The sequence below is a fragment of the Allobosea sp. TBD101 genome (assembly GCF_059817965.1).
Window position 1 is genome coordinate 2,392,668 of sequence record NZ_CM187543.1, and the last position, 20,264, is coordinate 2,412,931.

At 67.2% G+C, this 20,264-nt stretch carries 18 protein-coding genes and 1 tRNA gene; 12 read left to right on the forward strand and 7 right to left on the reverse strand.

The annotated features are described in order from the left end of the window. Positions 1-26: 26 nt before the first annotated feature. The 4 genes from AC6RIC_RS11660 to gpt all read left to right on the forward strand — a co-directional run bounded on the left by AC6RIC_RS11660 (position 27) and on the right by gpt (position 4,491). Entirely contained in the window at positions 27-878 is an 852-nt protein-coding gene (locus AC6RIC_RS11660) for an FkbM family methyltransferase (RefSeq protein ID WP_499736290.1), read from the forward strand. A 94-nt stretch (positions 879-972) separates the two neighbouring features. Further along, complete coding sequence (locus AC6RIC_RS11665) at positions 973-1,734, forward strand: competence/damage-inducible protein A (protein ID WP_454656440.1); 762 nt, start codon at positions 973-975, stop codon at positions 1,732-1,734. Between the two features lie 329 nt (positions 1,735-2,063). Next, positions 2,064-3,860, forward strand: a complete 1,797-nt coding sequence (locus AC6RIC_RS11670; protein WP_499736291.1) for a methyl-accepting chemotaxis protein — start codon at positions 2,064-2,066, stop codon at positions 3,858-3,860. Positions 3,861-3,981: 121 nt separating this feature from the next. Continuing rightward, a complete protein-coding gene (gene gpt / locus AC6RIC_RS11675; RefSeq protein ID WP_499736292.1) occupies positions 3,982-4,491 on the forward strand; it encodes a xanthine phosphoribosyltransferase in 510 nt (169 codons plus the stop codon). 12 nt (positions 4,492-4,503) lie between these two features. On the opposite strand, the gene AC6RIC_RS11680 is transcribed toward gpt, so the two are convergent. Together AC6RIC_RS11680 and AC6RIC_RS11685 are read right to left on the reverse strand one after the other, a co-directional pair. After that, positions 4,504-5,397 (reverse strand): DMT family transporter, encoded by an 894-nt coding sequence (locus tag AC6RIC_RS11680; protein ID WP_499736293.1) that lies wholly within the window; start codon positions 5,395-5,397, stop codon positions 4,504-4,506. Positions 5,398-5,539: 142 nt separating this feature from the next. Continuing rightward, a complete protein-coding gene (locus tag AC6RIC_RS11685) occupies positions 5,540-6,139 on the reverse strand; it encodes a DUF2239 family protein (protein WP_499736294.1) in 600 nt (199 codons plus the stop codon). Between the two features lie 185 nt (positions 6,140-6,324). Here AC6RIC_RS11685 and AC6RIC_RS11690 point away from each other — a divergent pair, with 185 nt between their 5' ends. The 4 genes from AC6RIC_RS11690 (at position 6,325) to AC6RIC_RS11705 (ending at position 11,824) form a co-directional block, all read left to right on the forward strand. Continuing rightward, a complete protein-coding gene (locus AC6RIC_RS11690; RefSeq protein WP_499736295.1) occupies positions 6,325-9,144 on the forward strand; it encodes a phosphoenolpyruvate carboxylase in 2,820 nt (939 codons plus the stop codon). A gap of 85 nt (positions 9,145-9,229) precedes the next feature. Next, the gene (locus AC6RIC_RS11695) at positions 9,230-10,795 is read left to right on the forward strand and encodes an AMP-binding protein (RefSeq protein ID WP_499736296.1); all 1,566 of its coding nucleotides are present in this window, start codon (positions 9,230-9,232) and stop codon (positions 10,793-10,795) included. Positions 10,796-10,842: 47 nt separating this feature from the next. Then, positions 10,843-11,499, forward strand: coding sequence for a DUF1190 domain-containing protein (locus tag AC6RIC_RS11700; protein ID WP_499736297.1), 657 nt, complete (start codon positions 10,843-10,845; stop codon positions 11,497-11,499). 238 nt (positions 11,500-11,737) lie between these two features. After that, positions 11,738-11,824: transfer RNA gene (locus tag AC6RIC_RS11705), tRNA-Leu, on the forward strand. 130 nt (positions 11,825-11,954) lie between these two features. On the opposite strand, the gene AC6RIC_RS11710 is transcribed toward AC6RIC_RS11705, so the two are convergent. Beyond that, entirely contained in the window at positions 11,955-12,602 is a 648-nt protein-coding gene (locus AC6RIC_RS11710; protein ID WP_499736298.1) for a DUF938 domain-containing protein, read from the reverse strand. A gap of 126 nt (positions 12,603-12,728) precedes the next feature. On the opposite strand from AC6RIC_RS11710, the gene AC6RIC_RS11715 reads away from it, so the two are divergent. The 3 genes from AC6RIC_RS11715 to chrA all read left to right on the forward strand — a co-directional run bounded on the left by AC6RIC_RS11715 (position 12,729) and on the right by chrA (position 16,334). Further along, positions 12,729-13,991 (forward strand): hemolysin family protein, encoded by a 1,263-nt coding sequence (locus AC6RIC_RS11715; RefSeq protein ID WP_454658976.1) that lies wholly within the window; start codon positions 12,729-12,731, stop codon positions 13,989-13,991. A gap of 133 nt (positions 13,992-14,124) precedes the next feature. After that, a complete protein-coding gene (locus AC6RIC_RS11720) occupies positions 14,125-14,958 on the forward strand; it encodes a chromate resistance protein ChrB domain-containing protein (protein WP_499736299.1) in 834 nt (277 codons plus the stop codon). Then, positions 14,955-16,334, forward strand: coding sequence for a chromate efflux transporter (gene chrA, locus AC6RIC_RS11725; protein ID WP_499736300.1), 1,380 nt, complete (start codon positions 14,955-14,957; stop codon positions 16,332-16,334). The genes AC6RIC_RS11720 and chrA overlap by 4 nt, the downstream gene beginning before the upstream one ends. A 3-nt stretch (positions 16,335-16,337) precedes the next feature. Here the strand turns inward: chrA and AC6RIC_RS11730 are convergent, their stop codons facing one another. The 4 genes from AC6RIC_RS11730 to AC6RIC_RS11745 form a co-directional block, all read right to left on the reverse strand. Further along, positions 16,338-16,721: a hypothetical protein gene (locus tag AC6RIC_RS11730; RefSeq protein WP_499736301.1), complete on the reverse strand. Its 384-nt coding sequence runs from the start codon at positions 16,719-16,721 to the stop codon at positions 16,338-16,340. After that, positions 16,711-17,892, reverse strand: coding sequence for an FAD-dependent monooxygenase (locus AC6RIC_RS11735; RefSeq protein ID WP_499736302.1), 1,182 nt, complete (start codon positions 17,890-17,892; stop codon positions 16,711-16,713). The genes AC6RIC_RS11730 and AC6RIC_RS11735 overlap by 11 nt, the downstream gene beginning before the upstream one ends. 85 nt (positions 17,893-17,977) lie before the next feature. Then, positions 17,978-18,229, reverse strand: a complete 252-nt coding sequence (locus tag AC6RIC_RS11740; RefSeq protein WP_293808006.1) for a zinc-finger domain-containing protein — start codon at positions 18,227-18,229, stop codon at positions 17,978-17,980. Between the two features lie 79 nt (positions 18,230-18,308). Next, positions 18,309-19,268, reverse strand: coding sequence for a heparan-alpha-glucosaminide N-acetyltransferase (locus tag AC6RIC_RS11745; RefSeq protein ID WP_488849738.1), 960 nt, complete (start codon positions 19,266-19,268; stop codon positions 18,309-18,311). Between the two features lie 117 nt (positions 19,269-19,385). On the opposite strand from AC6RIC_RS11745, the gene AC6RIC_RS11750 reads away from it, so the two are divergent. Next, positions 19,386-20,153: an alpha/beta fold hydrolase gene (locus AC6RIC_RS11750; RefSeq protein WP_499736303.1), complete on the forward strand. Its 768-nt coding sequence runs from the start codon at positions 19,386-19,388 to the stop codon at positions 20,151-20,153. Positions 20,154-20,264: the final 111 nt, after the last annotated feature.

A 20,264-nucleotide genomic window follows, 5' to 3' on the forward strand; every position in this document is an offset into this window, starting at 1 on the left:
CCGTCGAGGTGTATCAGGCTGGCGCAATGGCCATCATCGAACAGAACCCGGCGGAAGAGCGGCCTTTCGGCGCCTTCGCTCCGAAAGCCTATCTCGCCCGCATCATCGCCCGGACGCGCGCCGCCTCGGACAGTTTCCTCGGGCGCAAGGTCGCCTATGCGCTGCGGCGCCTCGGCCTGCGCTCGCTCGACGGCGCGCCGGTCGACATCGAGTCGCTGGGGGCGAAGATGCGCCTCTATCCGAGCGGCAATGTCTGCGAGAAGCGCGTGCTGTTCACACCGCAATATTTCGATGCGGTCGAGCGGGAGCTGTTGGTCTCACGGCTGCGCGACGGCTTCACCTTCATCGATATCGGCGCGAATATCGGCGCCTATTCGCTCTTCGTCGCGGCCCGGGCCGGACGGGGCGCACGCATCCTCGCGGTCGAGCCGCAGCCCGAGATCTTCGCGCGCCTCGCCTTCAACATCGCGCAGAATCCGTTCGGAACCGTCAAGGCGGTGGCCTGCGCGCTCGCCGACAAGCCCGGCGAGCTGACATTGTTCATCGACCCGACCAATCGCGGGGAATCGAGCGTCCGCATCCTCAATTCGAGCGCCGGAACCTCGGTCAAGGTCCCTGCCATGACCCTGCTCGCGCTGGTCGAAGGCGAGGGCTATGAGCGCATCGATGCGATGAAGCTCGATGTCGAGGGGGCCGAGGACCTGATTCTGGAGCCGTTCCTGCGCGATGCCCCGCAGGCGCTCTGGCCGGGCTTCATCGTCATCGAGGATTCGCGCCAGCGCTGGCAGACCGACCTTGTGGGCCTGCTCGAGCGCAGCGGCTACAAGCTCGTCGCACAGACGCGACTCAATTTGGTCTTCGAGCGCAAGCCGGGCTGAGCGCGCGCCTGCGGCATGGCCGGCGCGCCCGTCGCGGCGCTTGAGCGCTTCGCAGGGAAAGCCTAGCTCTTGGCGGAGAGCCAGGAGCGCAGTCATGTCCGTCACCGAAGTCTGTTCCTCCGTCACCATCGTCACGGCCGCGATCCTGGTGATTGGCGACGAGATCCTGTCCGGGCGGACCAAGGACAAGAATATCGGCTACATCGCCGAGTATCTCACCAATATCGGTGTCGATCTGCGCGAGGTGCGGGTCGTGCCTGATGTCTCCGAAGAGATCGTCGCCGCGCTCAATGCGCTGCGCGCCCGCTATACCTATGTCTTCACGACCGGCGGGATCGGCCCGACGCATGACGACATCACGGCTGATGCGGTCGCGGCCGCCTTCGGCGTGACGATCGACCACGATCCGCGCGCCGTCGCGATGCTATCCGAGCGCTTCTCGCCGGACGAGCTCAACGAAGCCCGGATGCGCATGGCGCGAATCCCGGCGGGAGCCGAGCTGGTCGCCAACGCGATCTCCAAGGCACCGGGCTTCAATATCGGTAACGTTTACGTGATGGCGGGTGTGCCCGCGATCATGCAGGCGATGCTCGACGTCATCGGCCCGACGCTGCGGACGGGAGCGAAAATGCTGTCCGATACGGTGCAAACCGGGCTGCGGGAGGGCGATATCGGTGGTCCGCTGGCAGAGATCGCCAATGCCCACCCGGCGGTTTCGATCGGCTCGTATCCGTTCTGGTCGGAAACCGGTCCCGATACCAATATCGTCGTCAGGTCACGCGACGCGGGGAAACTACTCGCTGCAATGGCTGCTGTGAAAGCCATGGTTGCTGCGGAAAAGCAGAAACGGCTCTGAAGAAAGTTTATTCTACAACTTTTGCGGTTTTTGTACAATTTTACGGAGCGTTTGTGTTTTTAAAGGTCTCGATCTAATCTTCATGTGCCTTTTTGGTATGTCTTATAAATATGACATATCGTTTTCGTTGTAATTTTCTGCTATCAATTGAGTATATTGTAGGCATAAACTAATCATAAACAAGTTTTGAGAGACATTCGGGCGTGGCCGGAAAGCATTCGGCCTTTCCCGCCGCGCTCCGGGCGCCGCGGGTATCCGACAAGGCCTTTCATGACGACGCTGGCCTCAAGGATGCATGATCCGTAGGCCGCGCCGAGGGGGGATATCAGATGTCGCTCTTTTCCGGCCTTTTCTCGAATCGGCACGTTGCGGGGCAGCTGGATGCGATCAATCGCTCGCAGGCACGCGTCGAATTCGACCTTGACGGCAAGATACTGGACGCAAACGAGAATTTCCTGTCGGCGATGGGCTATGCGCTGGCGGAGGTGAAGGGGCAGCATCACAGCCTGTTCGTGACGACCGAGGAGAAGGCGAGCCCGGCCTACAAGCAATTCTGGGCCGATCTCGGCCGGGGCGAATTCTCGCGGGGGCAGTATCTGCGGCTCGGCAAGGGCGGCAAGGAGATCTGGATCCAGGCCAGCTACACCCCGATTCTGGGGGCGGGCGGCAAGCCGGTAGGCGTGATCAAATATGCCTTCGACGTCACCGAGCAGAAGAACCGCCTCGCCGATCTCGAAGGGCAGCGCGCCGCGATCGACAAGGCGCAGGCCGTGATCGAGTTCGACCTCACCGGCAAGATCCTGACGGCCAACCAGAATTTCCTGAGCGTCCTCGGCTATTCGCTGGCCGAGATCGTCGGCCAGCACCACCGCATGTTCGTCGATCCGGCCGAGCGCGAGACGCAAGGCTATCGCGCCTTCTGGGAGCGTCTCGGCCATGGGGAGTACGATGCCGGCCAGTACCGGCGCATCGGCAAGGGCGGCAAGGAGATCTGGATCCAGGCGAGCTACAATCCGATCCTCGACGCGCAGGAGCGCCCCTACAAGGTCGTCAAATTCGCCTCCGACATCACCGCCACCTTCAAGGGCAAACAGCTCGAAGCGGCCGTGCAGGAGACGAGCGCGGTGATCGACCAGGCCAAGAGCAAGGACCTGACCGGGCGCGTGTCGCTGGACGGCAAGAACGGGGAGGTGGCCGCGCTCTGCACCGGCGTCAACGACCTTCTCGACACGCTGGCGGAGGTCGTCGGCTCGGTGCGCGACATCTCGGCGCGAATCGACAGCGCCTCGCTCAAGATCACCTCCGACAGCCAGCAACTCGCCGAGCGGACCGAGGCCAATGCGGCGAGCCTGCAGCAGACCGCGGCGACGACCGAGGAACTCGCCGCATCAGTCAAGCATAGCGCCGGCAATTCGAAGATGGCCGTCCAGCTCGGCAACGAGGCGAGCGAAGTCGCTGCGCGCGGCGGCGCCATCGTGACCGAGGCGGTCGCGGCGATGGGGCGGATTGAGCAGGCTTCGTCCGGCATCTCCGAGATCATCTCGATGATCGACGAGATTGCCTTCCAGACCAACCTGCTGGCGCTGAACGCCGCGGTCGAGGCGGCGCGGGCCGGCGATGCCGGGCGCGGCTTCGCAGTGGTCGCGACCGAGGTGCGGGCATTGGCTGCGCGATGCAGTGAATCCGCCAATGGCGTCAAGATGTTGATCGCGAATTCTACGCAACAGATTCAAGCTGGCGTCGGCCTGGTCAAGGATGCCGGGACGACGCTGGGCGAGATCGTCGGCGCCGCTTCCAAGGTCGCATCGACCGTCAGCGAGATCTCGCAGGCGACGACCGAGCAGGCCAACGGCATCGACGAGATGGCCCGCACCGTCGCCCATATGGACGAGATCACGCAGCAGAATTCGCTGCTCGCCGAGCAGAGCGCCAAGGTCGCGCGCGATCTCCAGCAGGAAACCGAGGCGCTGAGCACGATGGTCTCCGCCTTCCAGCTTGGCGGCGACCGGCACCGGCCTTCACCGCAACTTGTCCATTCGGCTCCCGCAGCACCACGGGCGGCGCCGGTGATGCGCGGCCGGCGGGTGGCCGGCGGCGGCACGGCGGATGGCTGGGCGGAGTTCTGACGCAGTTTAGCGGCGCTGAATTGGGGATGTTCGGCGCGTGCCTCTTGTCAGGCGCGCGCCGATAGGCTTTTCGGTCGGAAACCGGCGCGTTTCGCGTCGGGCTAAGTCCGGAGCGCTGTCCATGGCCGAACCGTCCTCGAACAAGGCTTTCCCGGTTTCCTGGGATCAGTTCCATCGCGATGCTCGCGCGCTCGCCTGGCGCCTCGCCGAGAAGGGGCCGTTCGAGGCGATGGTCTGCATCACCCGCGGCGGCCTGGTGCCGGCGGCGATCATCTGCCGCGAGCTTGGCTTGCGGATGATCGAGACCGTCTGCGTCGCGAGCTATCACGACTACAAGAACCAGACCGAGCTCCAGGTGCTCAAGGACATCGCCCCGAATATCAAGGCGATCGGCGACGGCAAGGGCAAGGGCGTGCTGGTGGTCGACGATCTCACCGATACCGGCAAGACCGCGCGCGTCGTCCGCGAGATGCTGCCGAACGCGCATTTCGCCACGGTCTATGCCAAGCCGGCCGGCGTGCCGACGGTCGATACCTTCATCACCGAGGTCAGCCAGGACACCTGGATCTATTTTCCCTGGGACCTGGGTCTCTCCTATGTCGAGCCGATCGCCAAGGGGCACAAGGGCTGAGCAGGCCGCGCTTCAGCCCACCGATGGCGAGCGGAAGGCGATCAGCATCCCGCTGACGACGATCCCCATGCCGACGATCTCGGTCGGAGAGGGCAACTCCGCCAGCAGCAAGGCGCTGGCGGCGGCCGTCGCCACCGGCACCAGCGGCAGGAACAGCGTCGCCCGGGCTGCGCCCAGCGTCGCGACCGAGCGCGCATAGAGATAGAGCGCGACGACGCCGACCAGGACGCCCTGGTAGAGCGCCTGCAGCAGAAGTTCCACGAAGGGCGCCCGTGACATGTGGATCGGCAAGGCCAGCGCAACGATCGCGAGCAGCGGCACCGAAAGCAGGCACGAGGCGGCGGTGACCTCCAGCGAGCTCACGCCCCAGCGCCGGGCGAGCAGGCCGAAGATCGCCCAGAGGAAGGCGATCAGCACGAAGAGCAGGTCGCCGATCCAGGCGTCGGGCCGAGACGGCGTCATCGCGAGCGCATCGCGCGAGAAGATGCCGATGCCGAGCACGATGATGCCGAGGCCGATCAGCCGTATCCGCCCGGCGCGCTCGCCGGTAACGAGGAAGATCAGCAGCGCGGTGAAGACCGGGATCAGGCCGGGCGAGATGATCGACGAATGCAGCGCAGGCGCAAAGGCGGCGCCGCCGACCAGGATCAGGCTGTAGAGCGGGCCGATCAGCAGCGCCATCACCCAGGCGCGCGGCCAGCCGAGTGAACCGACCGGGAAGGGGCGCATGTGCCGGAGCGCCCACGGCAGCAGCACGGCCGCAGCCGAGGTGAAACGCAGGATCGTGACGTCGGCCGGGGTCAGGTCGATCAGCATCGCGTGGCGCGAGACGACCGACTGAACGCCCCAGATGATCGCGGTCAGCAGGCCGCAGAGAATGCCGAGCCATTGTGCGCGGGAGGTCATGGACGGGCGGCTTTCGGCGGGGCGATGCGGGCGGCGGGAGGCGTGGCGCTGCTATGCCCTTGCCGCGCCCGGCCAGCAACCCGCCGCGACCGCGCTGCCGGAATGCTCCCAGGGCGGGCTGCAGGCCCTCCGCCGGCCGCGCTCAGCCGTCCGCCGGAGCGTCACCGGCCAGCAGCTTCGCGGCATGAGCGCGGATATCCTGCGGCCAAGTCCGGCTGTGCGCGGCGAAGCGCGCATCGTCTCCGGCGAAGAGGGCGCGCGAGGCTTCCTCGAAGCCCTCGCGATCGCCCGCCATCGTCGCGATGAAGGCGTAGGCGCGTTCCTGTGCCGCGCGGGCTCGGCTGCGGCCGCCATCCGCCTTGCGGGCTTCGTCGACGAGACGCCGCAGAGCCTGCGAGGCGCCGCCGGGCTGCAAGGCGAGCCAGTCCCAGTGACGCGGCAGCAAGGTCACTTCGCGGGCAACGACGCCGAGCTTGGGCCGGCCGCGTCCGCGCGGGGCTTCGTCGGTGGTTTCTTCGGTCGCGCCTGCCGGAGGCGCGTAGCGCGCGGCGATGTCGGTGTCGCTGCCGCGCAGGTCGAGATCGATGACCTTTCCCGTTCCATCGTCGAAGACGAGGATCGCGGCCTCGGGGTCCGTCGCGAGCGCAGCCTTCACAGCGAGCGCGACGGTCGCAAGCGGGCCGCTGGCGATGCGGGCTGTGTCGTGAAAGGCGGTGCTGGGCCTGAATGCGATGTCGAGCATGTTTACTCTCTGTTGGCGTACTTATTATCCGGATGATTTGAATGACGCAATATGACCCGGATAAAATTTATCCGACAGCCGCTTAAGCTTCCCGCTTGCAGCTGCGAGAATCCGATGCTGCAATGCAGCGCAATATCGATCGTGACCGCGTGTTCGTTCGGCCGATCTGAAAAGGGAGAGGGGCCATGGCCGGGACGATCGCTGCGGAAGGTCATTCGCTCCCCAATGTCGCCGGCCTCGCGAAGGAGCTGCTCGCCCGCGTCGAGGCGGCGCGCAGCGATTCCCGCGACGACCCCTTCGGCAACCCGGTGCTGAGCGTCACGCTCTGGCTGACGCGGTTGATGGATCGCGGCGAGCTGGGCATGGACGCTGCCTCGGAGCTGGTGCGCCGGCTCGGGCGGGAAGCCCTGCATCAGCGCGCCGGCAGAGTCGCGCGCTATGTCGGGCTCCAGAACGACGAAGCCGCTGTTTTCGCTGGTCTAGCTCAGGAGGCGGCCAGGGAAGCCGGGTCCTTCGATATGTTCCGGCAGGCGGTGGAGCGGGTGCGCTTCGCAGCCGTGTTCACAGCCCATCCGACCTTCGGCATGGCGCGGCAGCTTTGCCATGCGCTCGCTGACCTTGCCTCCGGCGGTAAGGCGGGGGAGGCGGTGGTCGCCGATGGCGCTCTCAGCTTTCGCCCGGACGGGCGGATCACCTTGCAGGACGAGTTCGAGCAGGCGCGCTATGCCGTGCGCCATGCCCGCGATGCCATCGACCGTTTGAACGCCGCCCTCTTCGCGGTCGCGCGCGAGCGCTGGCCGGCGCAGTGGACGCAGCTTGCGCCGAAGCCGGTCACGCTCGCCTCCTGGGTCGGCTGCGACACGGATGGGCGCACCGATATCGGCTGGTGGGACACGCTGCGCTACCGGCTGGAATCGAAGAGCGGGCAGTTCGCGCGCATCCTCGAAAAGCTGCCGCAGGTCCCGACCACGGAAGCGGTACGCCAGCTGGTGAGCGAGGCGCTGGCCGCGGTGGAGAGACAGCTTGCTCTGGCGCCGCCCATCGGTACGCAGCCCTCGCTGCAGGCTCTTCAGGCTTTCGCGCTGTCGCTGGTTCAGGAGCGCCAGACGGCACTGCCCGAAGCCTCCCGTCTGGTCGAGGCGCTCGACCAAGCCTTGGCGGATGCCGGCGATGAAGAGACGCGGCTCGCGCTCGCCCTGATCCGGGCCGGTTGCCTCGCGCATGGCGTCTCGATCGCGTTGCCGCATTTCCGGCTCAACGCCTCGCAGCTCCACAACGCCCTGCGCGCGACGGTCACGCTGGACGAGGAGCCGGGCCAGCCGGCGCAGCGGCGCGCCTTCCTCGCTGCCGCCAATACGGCGCTCGACAAGGTCAAGGCGATCACGGTCGATTTCGGGGCGCTGGCGGCCGAGCGGGCATCGGCCGCGCGGATGATGATGACGATCGCGCAGATCGTGAAGCATGTCGACGGATCGAAGCCTGTGCGCTTCCTGATCGCGGAAACCGAGACCGGCTATACGCTGCTCTGCGCGCTCTGGCTTGCGAGCCGCTTCGGCATTGCCGATCGGGTCGAGATCTCGCCGCTGTTCGAGACCTCTGACGCGCTGGAGCAGGGGCCGCGCATCATCGACGAGGCGCTGCGCAGCCCGCATTTCCGTGACTATCTCAAGCGCCATGGCCGGCTATGCATCCAGTTCGGCTATTCGGATTCCGGGCGCTATATCGGGCAGGTCGCCTCGACCTTCTGGGTCGAGCGCCTGCGCATCCGCATTGCTGAACTGCTGGCACGCTACGAGCTTGCGGATGTCGAACTCGTGATCTTCGACACCCATGGCGAGTCGGTCGGGCGCGGCGCCCATCCCGATAGCCTGTCGGACCGGCTGGCCTATCTCGACCCGGCCTATGCGCGGCAGGCCTTTGCGCGCGCCGGCATCCGGACGGTGCGCGAGACCAGCTTCCAGGGCAGTGATGGCTATCTGCTATTCGGCACGCCGCAGCTTGCCGGTGCCACGGTTGGGCGGATCGCCGAGGCGGTTTTCGCATCACCGGAAGTGGTCGAGGACCCGATCTATGATGAGCCGGATTTCGCCAGCGAGTTCTTCCAGACGGTGCGCGAGGAGATGAATGAACTCGTCGACGATCCCGGCTATGCCGCGCTCATCGGCACCTTCGGCCCTTCGCTGCTCGATAAGACCGGCTCGCGTCCCGCCGCGCGCCAGTCGGAAGGGGCGGGGCCGACGCGCATCCGCCATCCCCGCGAACTGCGCGCCATCCCCAATAACGCCATCCTCCAGCAGCTCGGCTGGATGGCGAACAGCATGCATGGCGTCGGCCATGCTGCCTCGCGCGCGCCGGACCTTTTTCGCACCATGCGCGAGCGCTCGCAGCGCTTCGACCGGGCCTATCGACTCGCGGCCTATGCGATGGCGCATAGCGATCTCGACGTGCTGCGCGCCTATCTCGACACGCTCGACCCCGGCAGCTGGTTCGATCGGGCGCGCCGCACGGTGAAGGAAGGGCGGCGTGAGGAGTTGCTGGTCGTCGCGGAAGCGCTGTCGCGGCTGGAGCTGGCGCCGGCGCTGCGACGCCTGTTCTGGCGGCTCTCGGCCGATGCGCTGAAGCTCAAGGTCGCGGCCGACGATGTGCCGCAGATGTCGGCGCGGCTTGTGGCGCTGCATGCGCTCCGGCTCGCCGCGATGCATCGCATCTGGCTGTCCTTCGCCCATATCCCGGATTTCCGGCCGCATGCGGGCCTGACACGCGATGCGCTGATCGAGCGCTTGCTGCGCCTCGACGTGCCGGCTTCACTCGCGCTGCTGGCGGAGATATTCCCGCGCGATCCCGATCCCACTATCGGCCTCGATTTCGGCGAGCCGCCGGGGCCGCGCGAGGGCGGCACCTATGAGGCGCTGCACCGCGACGTCTTCGCGCCGATGCTGGGGCTATTCGCGCTGATCCGCGAGATTTCCGGGGCGATCCAACACGAGATCGGCGCGTTCGGCTGATGGCCGGTCGGGATCGGCGTTGAAACCCACGCCGATCTCACTAGCTTGACCGGCAGAGGAAACGCCGACGGGAGACGCGCCGGACATGGCCGCCACCAGCTTCGACGCCGCGGGCGCGCGGATCACGCTCTTCCGCGCCCTGCTTCAGACCATTGCCCGCCACGGCAAGGGCCGCATCGCGCTGGAAGACCCCGAGCGCCAGCCGATCACCTATGGCCGGCTCGTGCTCGGCGCGCTGGTCCTGGGGCGCAAGCTCGCCGCGCTGACGGCGCCTGAGGAGCAGGTCGGCGTGCTCCTGCCCAACATGCAGGGCATGGCGGTGACGCTGTTCTCGCTCTTCGCGTATGGCCGGGTGCCGGCGCTGCTGAACTTCACGGCCGGCGTCCGCAACCTGCGTGCGGCGGCGGAGCTGGCGCAGCTCAAAACCATCGTCACCTCGCGGCGCTTCGTCGACCAGGGCAAGCTCGACGACGAGATCGCGGCCTTGGGCGAGGGGCGGCGTGTCGTCTATCTCGAAGATGTCCGCAAGCAGATCACCAGCTTCGACAAGGCGCTCGGCGCCTTGCAGAGCCTCGTGCCGGGGCTCGTCCACCGCTCGTTCGAAGCGCAACCGGACGATACGGCGGTGATCCTGTTCACCTCCGGCACGGAGGGCAAGCCGAAGGGCGTGGCGCTGAGTCATGCCAATATCGTCTCGAATGCCAGGCAGGTCTTCGCCCACGCGGCCGGGGCGATCTCCGAGCGGGACGTGTTCATGAATCCGCTGCCGGCCTTCCACTCCTTCGGGCTGACGGCCGGGCTGATGGTGCCGCTGCTGCACGGCATGAAGGTCGTGCTCTATCCGAGCCCGCTGCACTACAAGCAGGTGCCGAAGCTGATCGGCGACATGAAGGCGACCTTCCTGCTCGCCACCGACACCTTCCTGCAAGGTTACGCCCGCGCGGCGGAAAAGGACGACCTCGGCAGCGTGCGCTATGTCGTGGCCGGCGCCGAGCGCGTGAAGGCCGAGACCAAGCGGATGTGGGAGCCCTATGGCACCACCATCCTCGAAGGCTATGGCTGCACCGAGTGCTCGCCGGTGCTCGCCGTCAACACGCCGGCCGCGATCCGTGAGGGCACGGTCGGCAAGCTCCTGCCCGGCATCGAGGCGAAGCTGGAGCCGGTCGAGGGGATACACGAAGGCGGGCGGCTCACCGTACGCGGGCCGAACGTCATGGCCGGCTATCTCGATCCCGAGAACCCTGGCCGGATCATCCCGCCGGAGGGCGGCTGGCATGATACCGGCGACATCGTCGTGATCGAGGACGGCTTCGTCGCGATCCGCGGCCGGGCCAAGCGCTTCGCCAAACTCGGCGGCGAGATGGTCTCGCTCGCGGCTGTCGAGACCATGGTCGCCAAGGTCTGGCCGGACCAGAACCATGTCGTCGTCGCGCTGCCGGATGCGCGCAAGGGCGAGCAGCTCGTGCTCGTCACCGAGACGCCGGATGCCGATCGTGCCGCCTTGCAGGAGGCGGCGAAGCAGCAGGGCTTCCCGGAACTGTGGGTGCCGCGCGCGATCCTGGTGACGCAGGCCATCCCCGTGCTCGGCAACGGCAAGATCGACTATGGCTCGACGCGGGAGCTTGCGGCCTCGCGGCGGTCGCTGCTGTGAGTCTGGCTCGCTGCCTTGTGGCCACAATTGTAATTCTATTACGCCGCATGATGATTCCAGGTTCCGCCCTGGCGCTGCTGCGCGTCGCCACCCTTGCTCCCGCCCTGTCGCTGACGGGGCCGTCCGATCTCGCGGCTCAGGCCCAGACCGCGCTCTATGTGCGCCGCGACGAATGCATCGAGGCCGGCCGGCTGACGGCCGAGCAATGCGAGTTCGCCTATCGCAACGCGCGCGCCGAGTTCGAACAGGCGGCACCGCGCTATGGCTCGCGCGCGGCCTGCGAGCGCAGCCACAAGCGCTGCGGTGCGCAGATGATCTCGGCCGGCGGCTGGGAATCCTTCGGCAAGGGCGGGGCGAGCTATGTGCCGCGCTTCATCGGTGTGCGGGTGACCGGCGAGGGCGCGGCGCGCCGGGCGGTGCCGGTGGTCGAGGGCACGGCCAAGGTCGCCTTCGCCGGGCGCCCGGTGACGGAATTGCAGGACAAGGTCGCCGGGCGGCGCGGCATCATCGGACAAGCCAGCAGCGCCGGACGTGGCGCGCATGGCCAGGCCGGGCAGGGCTCGGCCCCCTATGTCAAGCGCGGCGATCGCGACGATACGGTGCGCGTGCCGATGGAAGAGAAGAGCATCGGCTCGGACGTCAAGCCGGGCCTCTATGTCGATCCCGACGGGGTGGAGTGGTACAAGCCCGCCCGCCGGCCTTGAGCGTTTCGCGTCGTCCGGTTCCTTCCGGAAGCAACGCGTCATTCCGGACAAGCCGCGTGAGCGGCGCTGATCCGGAATCCACCGTAGGGCGATGGGCTCCGTGATGGATTCCGGGTCTCCGCTTCGCTACGCCCGGAATGACGGCGCGCTTGAAGCGGAAACGGGGTGCTGTGACCGGCCGGTTTTGATCGGCCGAGGCTTGCGTCGGCTGCGCCCGCCCGCTATCGCTTTGCCGCCTGCGGACGTGGCGAAACTGGTAGACGCACGAGACTTAAAATCTTGCGCCTTCAAAGGCTTGCGGGTTCGAGTCCCGCCGTCCGCACCATCGCCGCCGTCATTGCGAGCGTAGCGAAGCAATCCAGGGGCGGCAGCGCTCTACGTCCCCCTGGATTGCTTCGCTACGCTCGCAATGACGGTTGGTTCGTTTGACAACCGTTAGCTGGATGCAGCGGGTGTCACGCTTTCCTGAAGATCACGCTCAGATTGTTCGCGGGCATCTCGACGATCTCCGGCGCGTTGAAACCGTTGGCCGCGCCGAGCGCTGCTACCGCGTCCAGCTCGCGCAGGCCCCAGGCCGGGTCGCGCCCGCGCAGGCTTTCGTCGAAAGCCGCGTTGCCCGGCTCCAGCGGTCTGCCCGGCCGACGATAGGGACCGTAGAGATAGAGCGGCTGGCCCGGCTTCAGCAGGCGGCCGGCATGGCGGAACAGGCCCTCCGCCGCGGCCCAGGGCGCGATATGGATCATGTTGATGCAAAGGATCGCGTCGGCTGCTTCGATCGGCCAGTCCGGCGCGGTTGCGTCGACGACGAGCGGCGGAAGAATGTTGCCGAGGCCGGATTCCCTGGTCCAGGCCGCGATGCTCGCGACCGCGTCGGGGGAGGGATCGCTCGGCTGGAAGGTCAGGCCGGGCAGGGCCGCGGCGAAATGAACGGCATGCTCGCCGGAGCCGGAGGCGATCTCCAGAACGAGCCCGGCTGGCGGGAGCACACTCGCCAGCACGGCGAGGATCGCATCGCGGTTACGCTGGGCCGAGGGCGCGCGCAGGCGGGGATCGGCTGCTGCCTGGGGATCGGCGGTCGGCTGCCAGAATTGGGGCTTGCTCATTATCCGCTCACAAATCTTTCGCCCGGCCCATCGCGTTGGGGCCATGTTCCGCTATAAGGGGCGAGGAAGCGGGCCGCCAGATGTCGCGGCTTTGCAGCAAGCAGGCTGGTTTTGTTAACCGAAATCCTGATCGTCGTGGCGCTGACGATCGTTAATGGACTCCTCGCCATGTCGGAACTCGCCGTGGTTTCGTCACGCCCGGCGCGCCTCAAGGTTCTCAGCGATCAGGGCAGCAAGGGCGCCGCAACCGCGATGCGCCTCGCGGAAGATCCCGGTCGCTTTCTCTCCACCGTCCAGATCGGAATCACGCTCGTCGGCGTGCTCTCGGGCGCCTTCTCCGGCGCCACGCTCGGCGCGCGCCTGTCGGAATGGCTGGGCACGCATGGTTTCTCGCCATCGGTATCGGATACGCTCGGCGTCGGCGCCGTCGTTGTCGCGATCACCTATCTCTCGCTGATTCTTGGCGAACTCGTGCCGAAGCAGATCGCGCTGCGCGACCCCGAGCGGGTGGCGGCGCGGGTCGCGCCGGCGATGTCGCTGCTCTCGAAGGTCGGCGCGCCTGTCGTGTTCCTGCTCGATGTCTCCGGCAAAGCGGTTCTGCGCCTGCTCGGCCAGAAGGGTGAATCCGAGGAGAGAGTCACCGAGGAGGAGGTCCGCACCATCATCGCCGAGGCGGAGACCGCCGGCGTGCTGGAGCGTGACGAGCGCGAGATGATCGCGGGCGTGATGCGCCTTGCCGACCGCTCGGCGCGGGCGTTGATGACGCCGCGCCGCGAGGTCGAGGTGATCGATCTCGAGGACAGTGCCGAAGAAATCCGCGAGCAATTGCGTGCGACGCGCCGCTCGCGGCTGCCGGTGCAGGACGGCGAGGCGGATTCGATCGTCGGCGTGATCCTCGTCAAGGACCTGATCGAGTTCCTTCAGACCGGCGAGGTGCAGGACCTGCGCGCGCTCGTGCAGGAGACTCCGATCGTGATGGATACGGCCGACTCGCTGCATGTCCTGCGCGAGATCCGCGCCAGCCGCGTGCATATGGCGCTGGTCTTCGACGAGTACGGCCATTTCGAGGGCATCATCACGCCCGGCGACGTGCTCGAGGCGATCATCGGTGCCTTCCAGGAAGAGGAAGAGGACGAGCCGGCGATCGTTACCCGCGCCGACGGTTCCTATCTCGTCGCGGGCTGGATGCAGGTCGACGAGTTCTCGCATGAACTCGGCATCCCGATTCCGCGCGACGCCGATTTCCAGACGGTTGCCGGCTTCATCCTGGCCGAGATGAACCATCTGCCGAATGTTGGCGAGAGCTTCGACAAGGGGCATTGGCGCTTCGAGGTCGTCGATCTCGACGGCCGCCGCATCGACAAGATTCTGGTCAGCCGGATCGAGTGAAGTTGCGGCCGGCGTTGACGCCGGCCGCGCTGACATGGTGTAGTCGTTGCCAAGGGGTTTCACCGCGACGACCCCGTGAGGCTTCGGCCCAATGTTCGCGTCCAACTTCCTCGCTTCAGGATGGACGCAAGCCATGTCTTCCAACGAACAGATCTCGGTCGCCCAGCTGTCACGGCTGGTCGGCCTGCCCGATGCTCCGGCGATCGTTGATGTCCGCATCGACGAGGATGTCGCCGCCGATCCATTGCTCCTGCCGGGCTCCGTTCGGCGCGATTATCGTACTGTCGCCGACTGGGGTACTGAATTCGCCGCCCAGCGACGCGTGGTGGTGGTTTGCCATCGCGGCCTCAAGCTCAGTGAAGGCGTTGCCGCCTGGCTGCGGCATCGCGGCATTCCTGCGGAAACTCTGGAAGGCGGGCACCAGGCCTGGCGTCAGGCTGGCGGGATGGTGTTCTCGCCGGAGCGCCTGCCTCCGGGGGGCACGGCCAGCGGCAGCGTCTGGGTGACGCGGGCACGGCCGAAGATCGACCGCATCGCCTGCCCCTGGCTCATCCGACGCTTCATCGATAGGCAGGCCGTCTTCCTTTTCGTCGCGGCATCCGAGGTGGAGGCCGTGGCGGATCGCTTCGGGGCCACGCCCTTCGATATCGAGGGCGTATTCTGGAGCCATCGCGGGCCGCTCTGCACCTTCGACGCGATGATCGAGGAGTTCCGGCTGGCTTCGCCGACGCTCGACCGGCTGGCGCGCATCGTGCGGGCGGCGGATACCGCGACGCTGGAGGCCGAGCCGCAGGCTGCGGGCCTGCTCGCGGCGTCGCTCGGGCTGTCGCGCATGTACAAGCACGATCTCGACCAGCTCGAAGCCGGCATGCTGCTCTACGACGCCTTCTATCGCTGGTGCCGCGATGCGGGCGAGGAAACCCATAACTGGCCCGTCCCGAAGCCGGCGGGGGAGGCGCGGCGATGAATGTCGTGGAAACGATAGCGGCAGGGCGCATGCCGACGCTCGGCGAGGCGACGCGGGTCTGGGCGCGGATCGGCTTCCTGTCCTTCGGCGGGCCGGCAGGCCAGATCGCGCTGATGCACAAGGAGCTGGTCGAGGAACGGCGCTGGGTCGGCGAGGAGCGTTTCCTGCACGCGCTGAACTACTGCATGCTCCTGCCGGGCCCGGAGGCGCAGCAGCTCGCCGTCTATATCGGCTGGCTGATGCATCGGACGGTCGGGGGCCTGATCGCCGGCCTGCTCTTCATCCTGCCCGGGGCGCTGGTGATGCTGGGCCTCAGCATCCTCTACGTTACCTGGCGCCATGTCCCGCTGGTCGACGGCATCTTCTTCGGCGTGAAGGCGGCCGTGCTCGCCATCGTCATCGAGGCGGGCCTGAGGATCAGCCGCAGGGCGCTCAAGAATGGGGTGATGGTCGCTGTGGCGGCGGCTGCGTTCGTTGCGATCTTCCTGTTCAAGGCGCCGTTTCCGGCGATCATCCTGGCCGCGGGGCTCGTCGGCTGGCGCGGTAGTCGCGTCCGGCCGGACTGGTTCGGCGCGGCGGGGCGGCATGGCGCAGCCGGGCCGCCGGTCGTCGGCCTGGTCGACCGACTGCTTTCGGAGGGGGGGCTCCCGCATGTCCGGCCTTCCGCGGGCAAGGCCATGCGCGTGCTCGCGCTCTGGCTGCCGCTCTGGCTCGCGCCGGTGGCCGTGCTCTGGCTCGTCACCGGCCCGGCCAGCATCTGGACGCAGATCGGCAGCTTCTTCAGCACAATGGCGATGGTGACCTTCGGCGGGGCCTATGCGGTCCTGGCTTATGTCGCGCAGGCGGCGGTCGATGGTTTCGGCTGGCTCACCGCCGGCGAGATGCTGGATGGATTGGGGCTGGCTGAGACGACGCCGGGGCCGCTCATCCTCGTGCTCGAATTCGTCGGCTTCCTCGCCGCGTTCCGGGCGCCGGGCAGCCTGCCGCCGCTGGTGGCCGGCGGGCTCGGGGCGCTGCTGACGGTCTGGGTGACCTTCGCGCCGTGCTTCCTCTGGATCTTTCTGGGGGCGCCCTATGTCGAGGCGCTCCGGGAGAACAAGGGACTGTCTGCCGCGCTTGGCGCAATCACCGCCGCCGTGGTCGGCGTCATCGCCAACCTGGCGCTCTGGTTCGGGCTGCATGTCCTCTTCCGGGAGGTCTCCAGCCTGTCCTTCCTCGGCATGAGCCCGGAGGTGCCGGTCCTCACCTCGCTGGACTGGCGCGCCGCCGTGCTGGCGGCTGGCGCGGCCATCGCGCTTCTGCGCTTCAAGCTGGGCATGGTGCCGGTGCTGGCGATCTGTGCGATCGCCGGCGTCGTCCTGAAAGGCGGGTTCTGAGTCTCAGCGGCGCGGCTCGTCCGGCTCGATGATGCGATACTCAGCGTCGATGACCTCGACGCGGTCCGGCTGGCGCGGCTGGTTGGCGAAAGGATTGGTCGGGTCGATGCCCGCCGCCTTCAGCTTGGCCTTGAGGCGCCAGACCGCGATCGCGCCGACGATCAGCACGACCGGGATCAGGATGAGCGCGAGGCTGGCGGCCAGCACGAAAAGCGCGACGCCGACGGTGAGGCTCGCCGCCATGGCGAGCCACGCCTGCCAGCGCGGCATGGCGCGGGTGCGGCCGTTGAGCTGCTCGTAGAGATTGACGCGGATCATCTGGTTTCGGTCCCTTCCCTCGGCACAGAGATAGGGATCGATTGCGGCTTTGACGAGATCAGGCCGCATCCTGCCAATCGTAGAGCCAGCCATAGCGGCTGCGCAGGCCGTCCGGCCCCAGCCGCTTCAGCGCGAAATCGCGGGCGATGCTGAGCGGCCAGCCCATATGATAGTTGCGGCCATTGCCCCGGCTCTCCTCCTGCACGCGGGCGACGCGCTGGGCGCGGGCGGCGGCATAGGCGGTGAAGGCCATGGGCACCCCGGCAGCGCCTTCGCGACTAAGCGTCTCGGCGAGCAGGCGGGCGAGCACCGCGGCATCCTCGATCGCGAGCGAGGCGCCCTGGGCGAGGAAGGGCAGGATCGGGTGGGCGGCATCGCCCAGCAGCGCGATCCGGCCATTGGCCATGGCGGCGGGCTTGCGGTCGAACAGCGACCAGACCTGCCAGCCTTCGGCCGCGTCCGTGAGCTCGCGCAAGGCCGGCGAGGCGCCGGCGAGATGCTCGGTGACGACGCCGCGGTCGCCATCGCGCGACCAGCCCTCGCGGGCCTCCTTCGCCTGGCGGACGACGACGATGTTGATCTCCCGGCCGCCGGCGACAGGGTAATGCACCGCATGGCGGCCGGAGCCCATATGCAGCGTCACGCGCGGCTTGTCGCCAGCGCGGGCCGACACCACGGCGCGCCAGGCCTCGTAGCCGGTGAAGACCGGCGGCGAAGCATCGCCGGTGAGATCGCGGACGCGCGACCACAGGCCGTCGGCGCCGATCAATCCGAGAGCGGAAAGCGTCCCGCCGACACCGTCGCGCGCGGTGAGCCCGATCGTGACGCCGTCGGCATTCCGGCTGACCTCATCCACGCTGCGGCCGACCATCAGGCGGATATTCGGCATGGCACGGGCGGCGTCTAGCAGGACGGTATGGAGATCGTTGCGCTTCATCATGCGAAACGGTGTCGGCATGTGCTCGGGGCTGGAGGGCATCTCCAGTACCTGCGAGCCGTCGGCCCAGCGCCGGATCATCAGCCCGTGCGAAGTCACGCTGATGCGCTTCAGCGGCAGGGCGAGGTCGAGCGCATCGAGCACGCGGCCGGAATTGGAGGTGACTTGCAGACCGGCCCCGGTCTCGCCGAAGCCGGTGCGCTTCTCGACGACGGTCGCGGCAATGCCGCGCCGCGCCAGCGACAGGGCCATAGTCAGGCCGCCGATGCCGGCGCCGGCGATGACGAAATGAGGAGCGGACACGGGATCGGACGCCTTCGATGATGGTGCTGGAAGACGAGGCGCGGATGCCCCTCAGAACCCGCGCGCCGGATGCAGTGGACGAGCCTCAGGCCGCCTTGGCCGAGTCCGTATAGGCGCATTCCGGCGGGATGCAGGCGGCGCCCTTCAGCGACGGCTCATATTTGAACAGGGTCGAGCAATAGGGGCAGATGATCTCATGGTCCGCGCCCATGTCGAGGAAGACATGCGGGTGGTCGAAGGGCGGCTTGGCGCCGATGCACATGAACTCATGCGCGCCGACCTTGATGACGGGAACGCCGAGGTCATTGTGGAAATGCGGGATGCCGGTGGCGGCCATGGTCGTCGCTCTTCGCAAGTCTGAAATTCGGCCGCAACCTATCGCGTGAACCGCCCCAGCGCCAGAGCGCTCTTTCGCATCAGCGCCCGTCGCGCAGGCAGCCGCGCGCCAGCTCAGTCATCCGGGCGCTTTCCTGCGGCGAGAGGAGGTTGTCGAGCGCCTTCTGCCAGAGTTGCTCGCGCTTGAGGCCATCGACCGTGCAGGCGCAGACCATCCGGCAGATCTCCTGCGGCACGTTGGGACCGGAGCAGCTGCGCTGGCATTCGTTCCGGAAGGCGCGTTCCTCCGGCGAGGTCGGAGCGACGACCTGCATCGACAGCATCAGCGCGCCGATGAAAAGCGGCTGGTGGACGAGATAGACCAGCAGGCTATGGCGCCCGCCCCAGGCGACGATTCGGGTCGCCTTGTTGCCCGGCCGCCAGCCGGCGAGCGCGGTACCGGCCAGATGCGGCAGGACGAGGCGCGCCAGCACGATGCCGCTCAGCACGCAGCCGAACCAGGGGAAGACCGGCACGAAATCGGCCGTGTGGATCGGCGCCTGCGAGAAGCCGAGCCAGGCCGCCCAGGGGTGATCGAACAGCGGATGGGCGACGAAGGAGGGCAGCGCGAAGGCGAGAGCTGCCGCAAACGCGCCGGCGATGACCGGCAGGCGCAGGAAGGGCAGGGCGAGCACGCTCGCGACCGCGACATGGTGCAGGATGCCGAAGAAGATGAAATCGCCCGGTATGAACCGCCAAGTGCCGAGCGTGACCAATGCTGCCGCACCCGCGACCATGGCTAGGCGCTTGAGGTAGGCCTTGAGGTCCAGGCCCTTGCGCGTCGCGAGGACGAGGCTGAAGCCGACGATGGTCAGGAAGCTGCCGGCGATGCCGCGCGCGAACAGGCGCCAGCCCGGCTCGGCGACGATGTCGGTCTCGATCAGCCGGAACATCGAGAGGTCATAGGCGAAGTGGTAGACGAACATGGCCAGCAGCGCGACGCCGCGGGCGATGTCGACGATGGCGAGGCGTGACGATTCGCGGGGCGCGGGCTGGGTCATGCGGCCATCGTTCATCATGGCGGGCGCTCATAAGCAAGCCGCGCCATGGCGGGTACCCAAATCCGCCCGGCCATGGCAGGGAAGGGAACCATTCCGACGTTGCGACCCGAGATCCGCATGCAGAGCTTTTCTTCCGATGGCGTGAAGATCGCCTTCATCGACATGGCGCCGACCGCTGACGAGCCGAAGCACCGCACCGTGATGCTGGTCCACGGCTTCGCTTCCTCGCACATGATCAACTGGGTCAACACCCAGTGGACGAAGACGCTGACCCATGCCGGCTATCGGGTCGTCGCGCTGGATGATCGCGGCCACGGCCAGAGCGAGAAGCTCTACGACCCCGCCGCCTATTCCTCGCAGGTCATGGCCGAGGATGTGCGCCGGCTGATGGACCATCTCGACATCCCGCGCGCGGCGGTGATGGGCTATTCGATGGGCGCGCGCATCTCGGCGCATCTGGCGCTGGCGCATCCGCGCCGGTGTGAGGCCTTGCTGCTCGGCGGGCTCGGCATCCATCTCGTCGAGGGAGTTGGTTTGCCGCTCGGCATCGCCGATGCGATGGAGGCGCCGTCGCTCGATGTCCTGACCGATCCGATGCAGCGCATGTTCCGCGCCTTCGCCGAGCAGACCAAGAGCGATCTCAGGGCGCTCGCCGCTTGCATTCGCGGCTCGCGCCAGACGTTGACTGCCGAGCAGGTCGGGCAGATTTCGATGCCCACGCTGATCAGTGTCGGTACCAAGGACGACGTATCCGGCTCCGGGCCCGAGCTGGCGAAGCTCATCCCCGGCGCCGAGTCCTTCGACATCATCGGGCGCGACCATAACCTCGCCGTCGGCGACAAGAGCCACAAGCAAGCCGTCCTCGACTTTCTCGCGCGTTTGTGAGAGCATGCAGGCGAATACAGGCAATCCAGAAAAGTGGGCGACGCCAATGTGTTGTCGATCTTCCCTGAAATTCTGATTCCGTTGCCTCGCTTTTAGATTCAACTTCGGTTC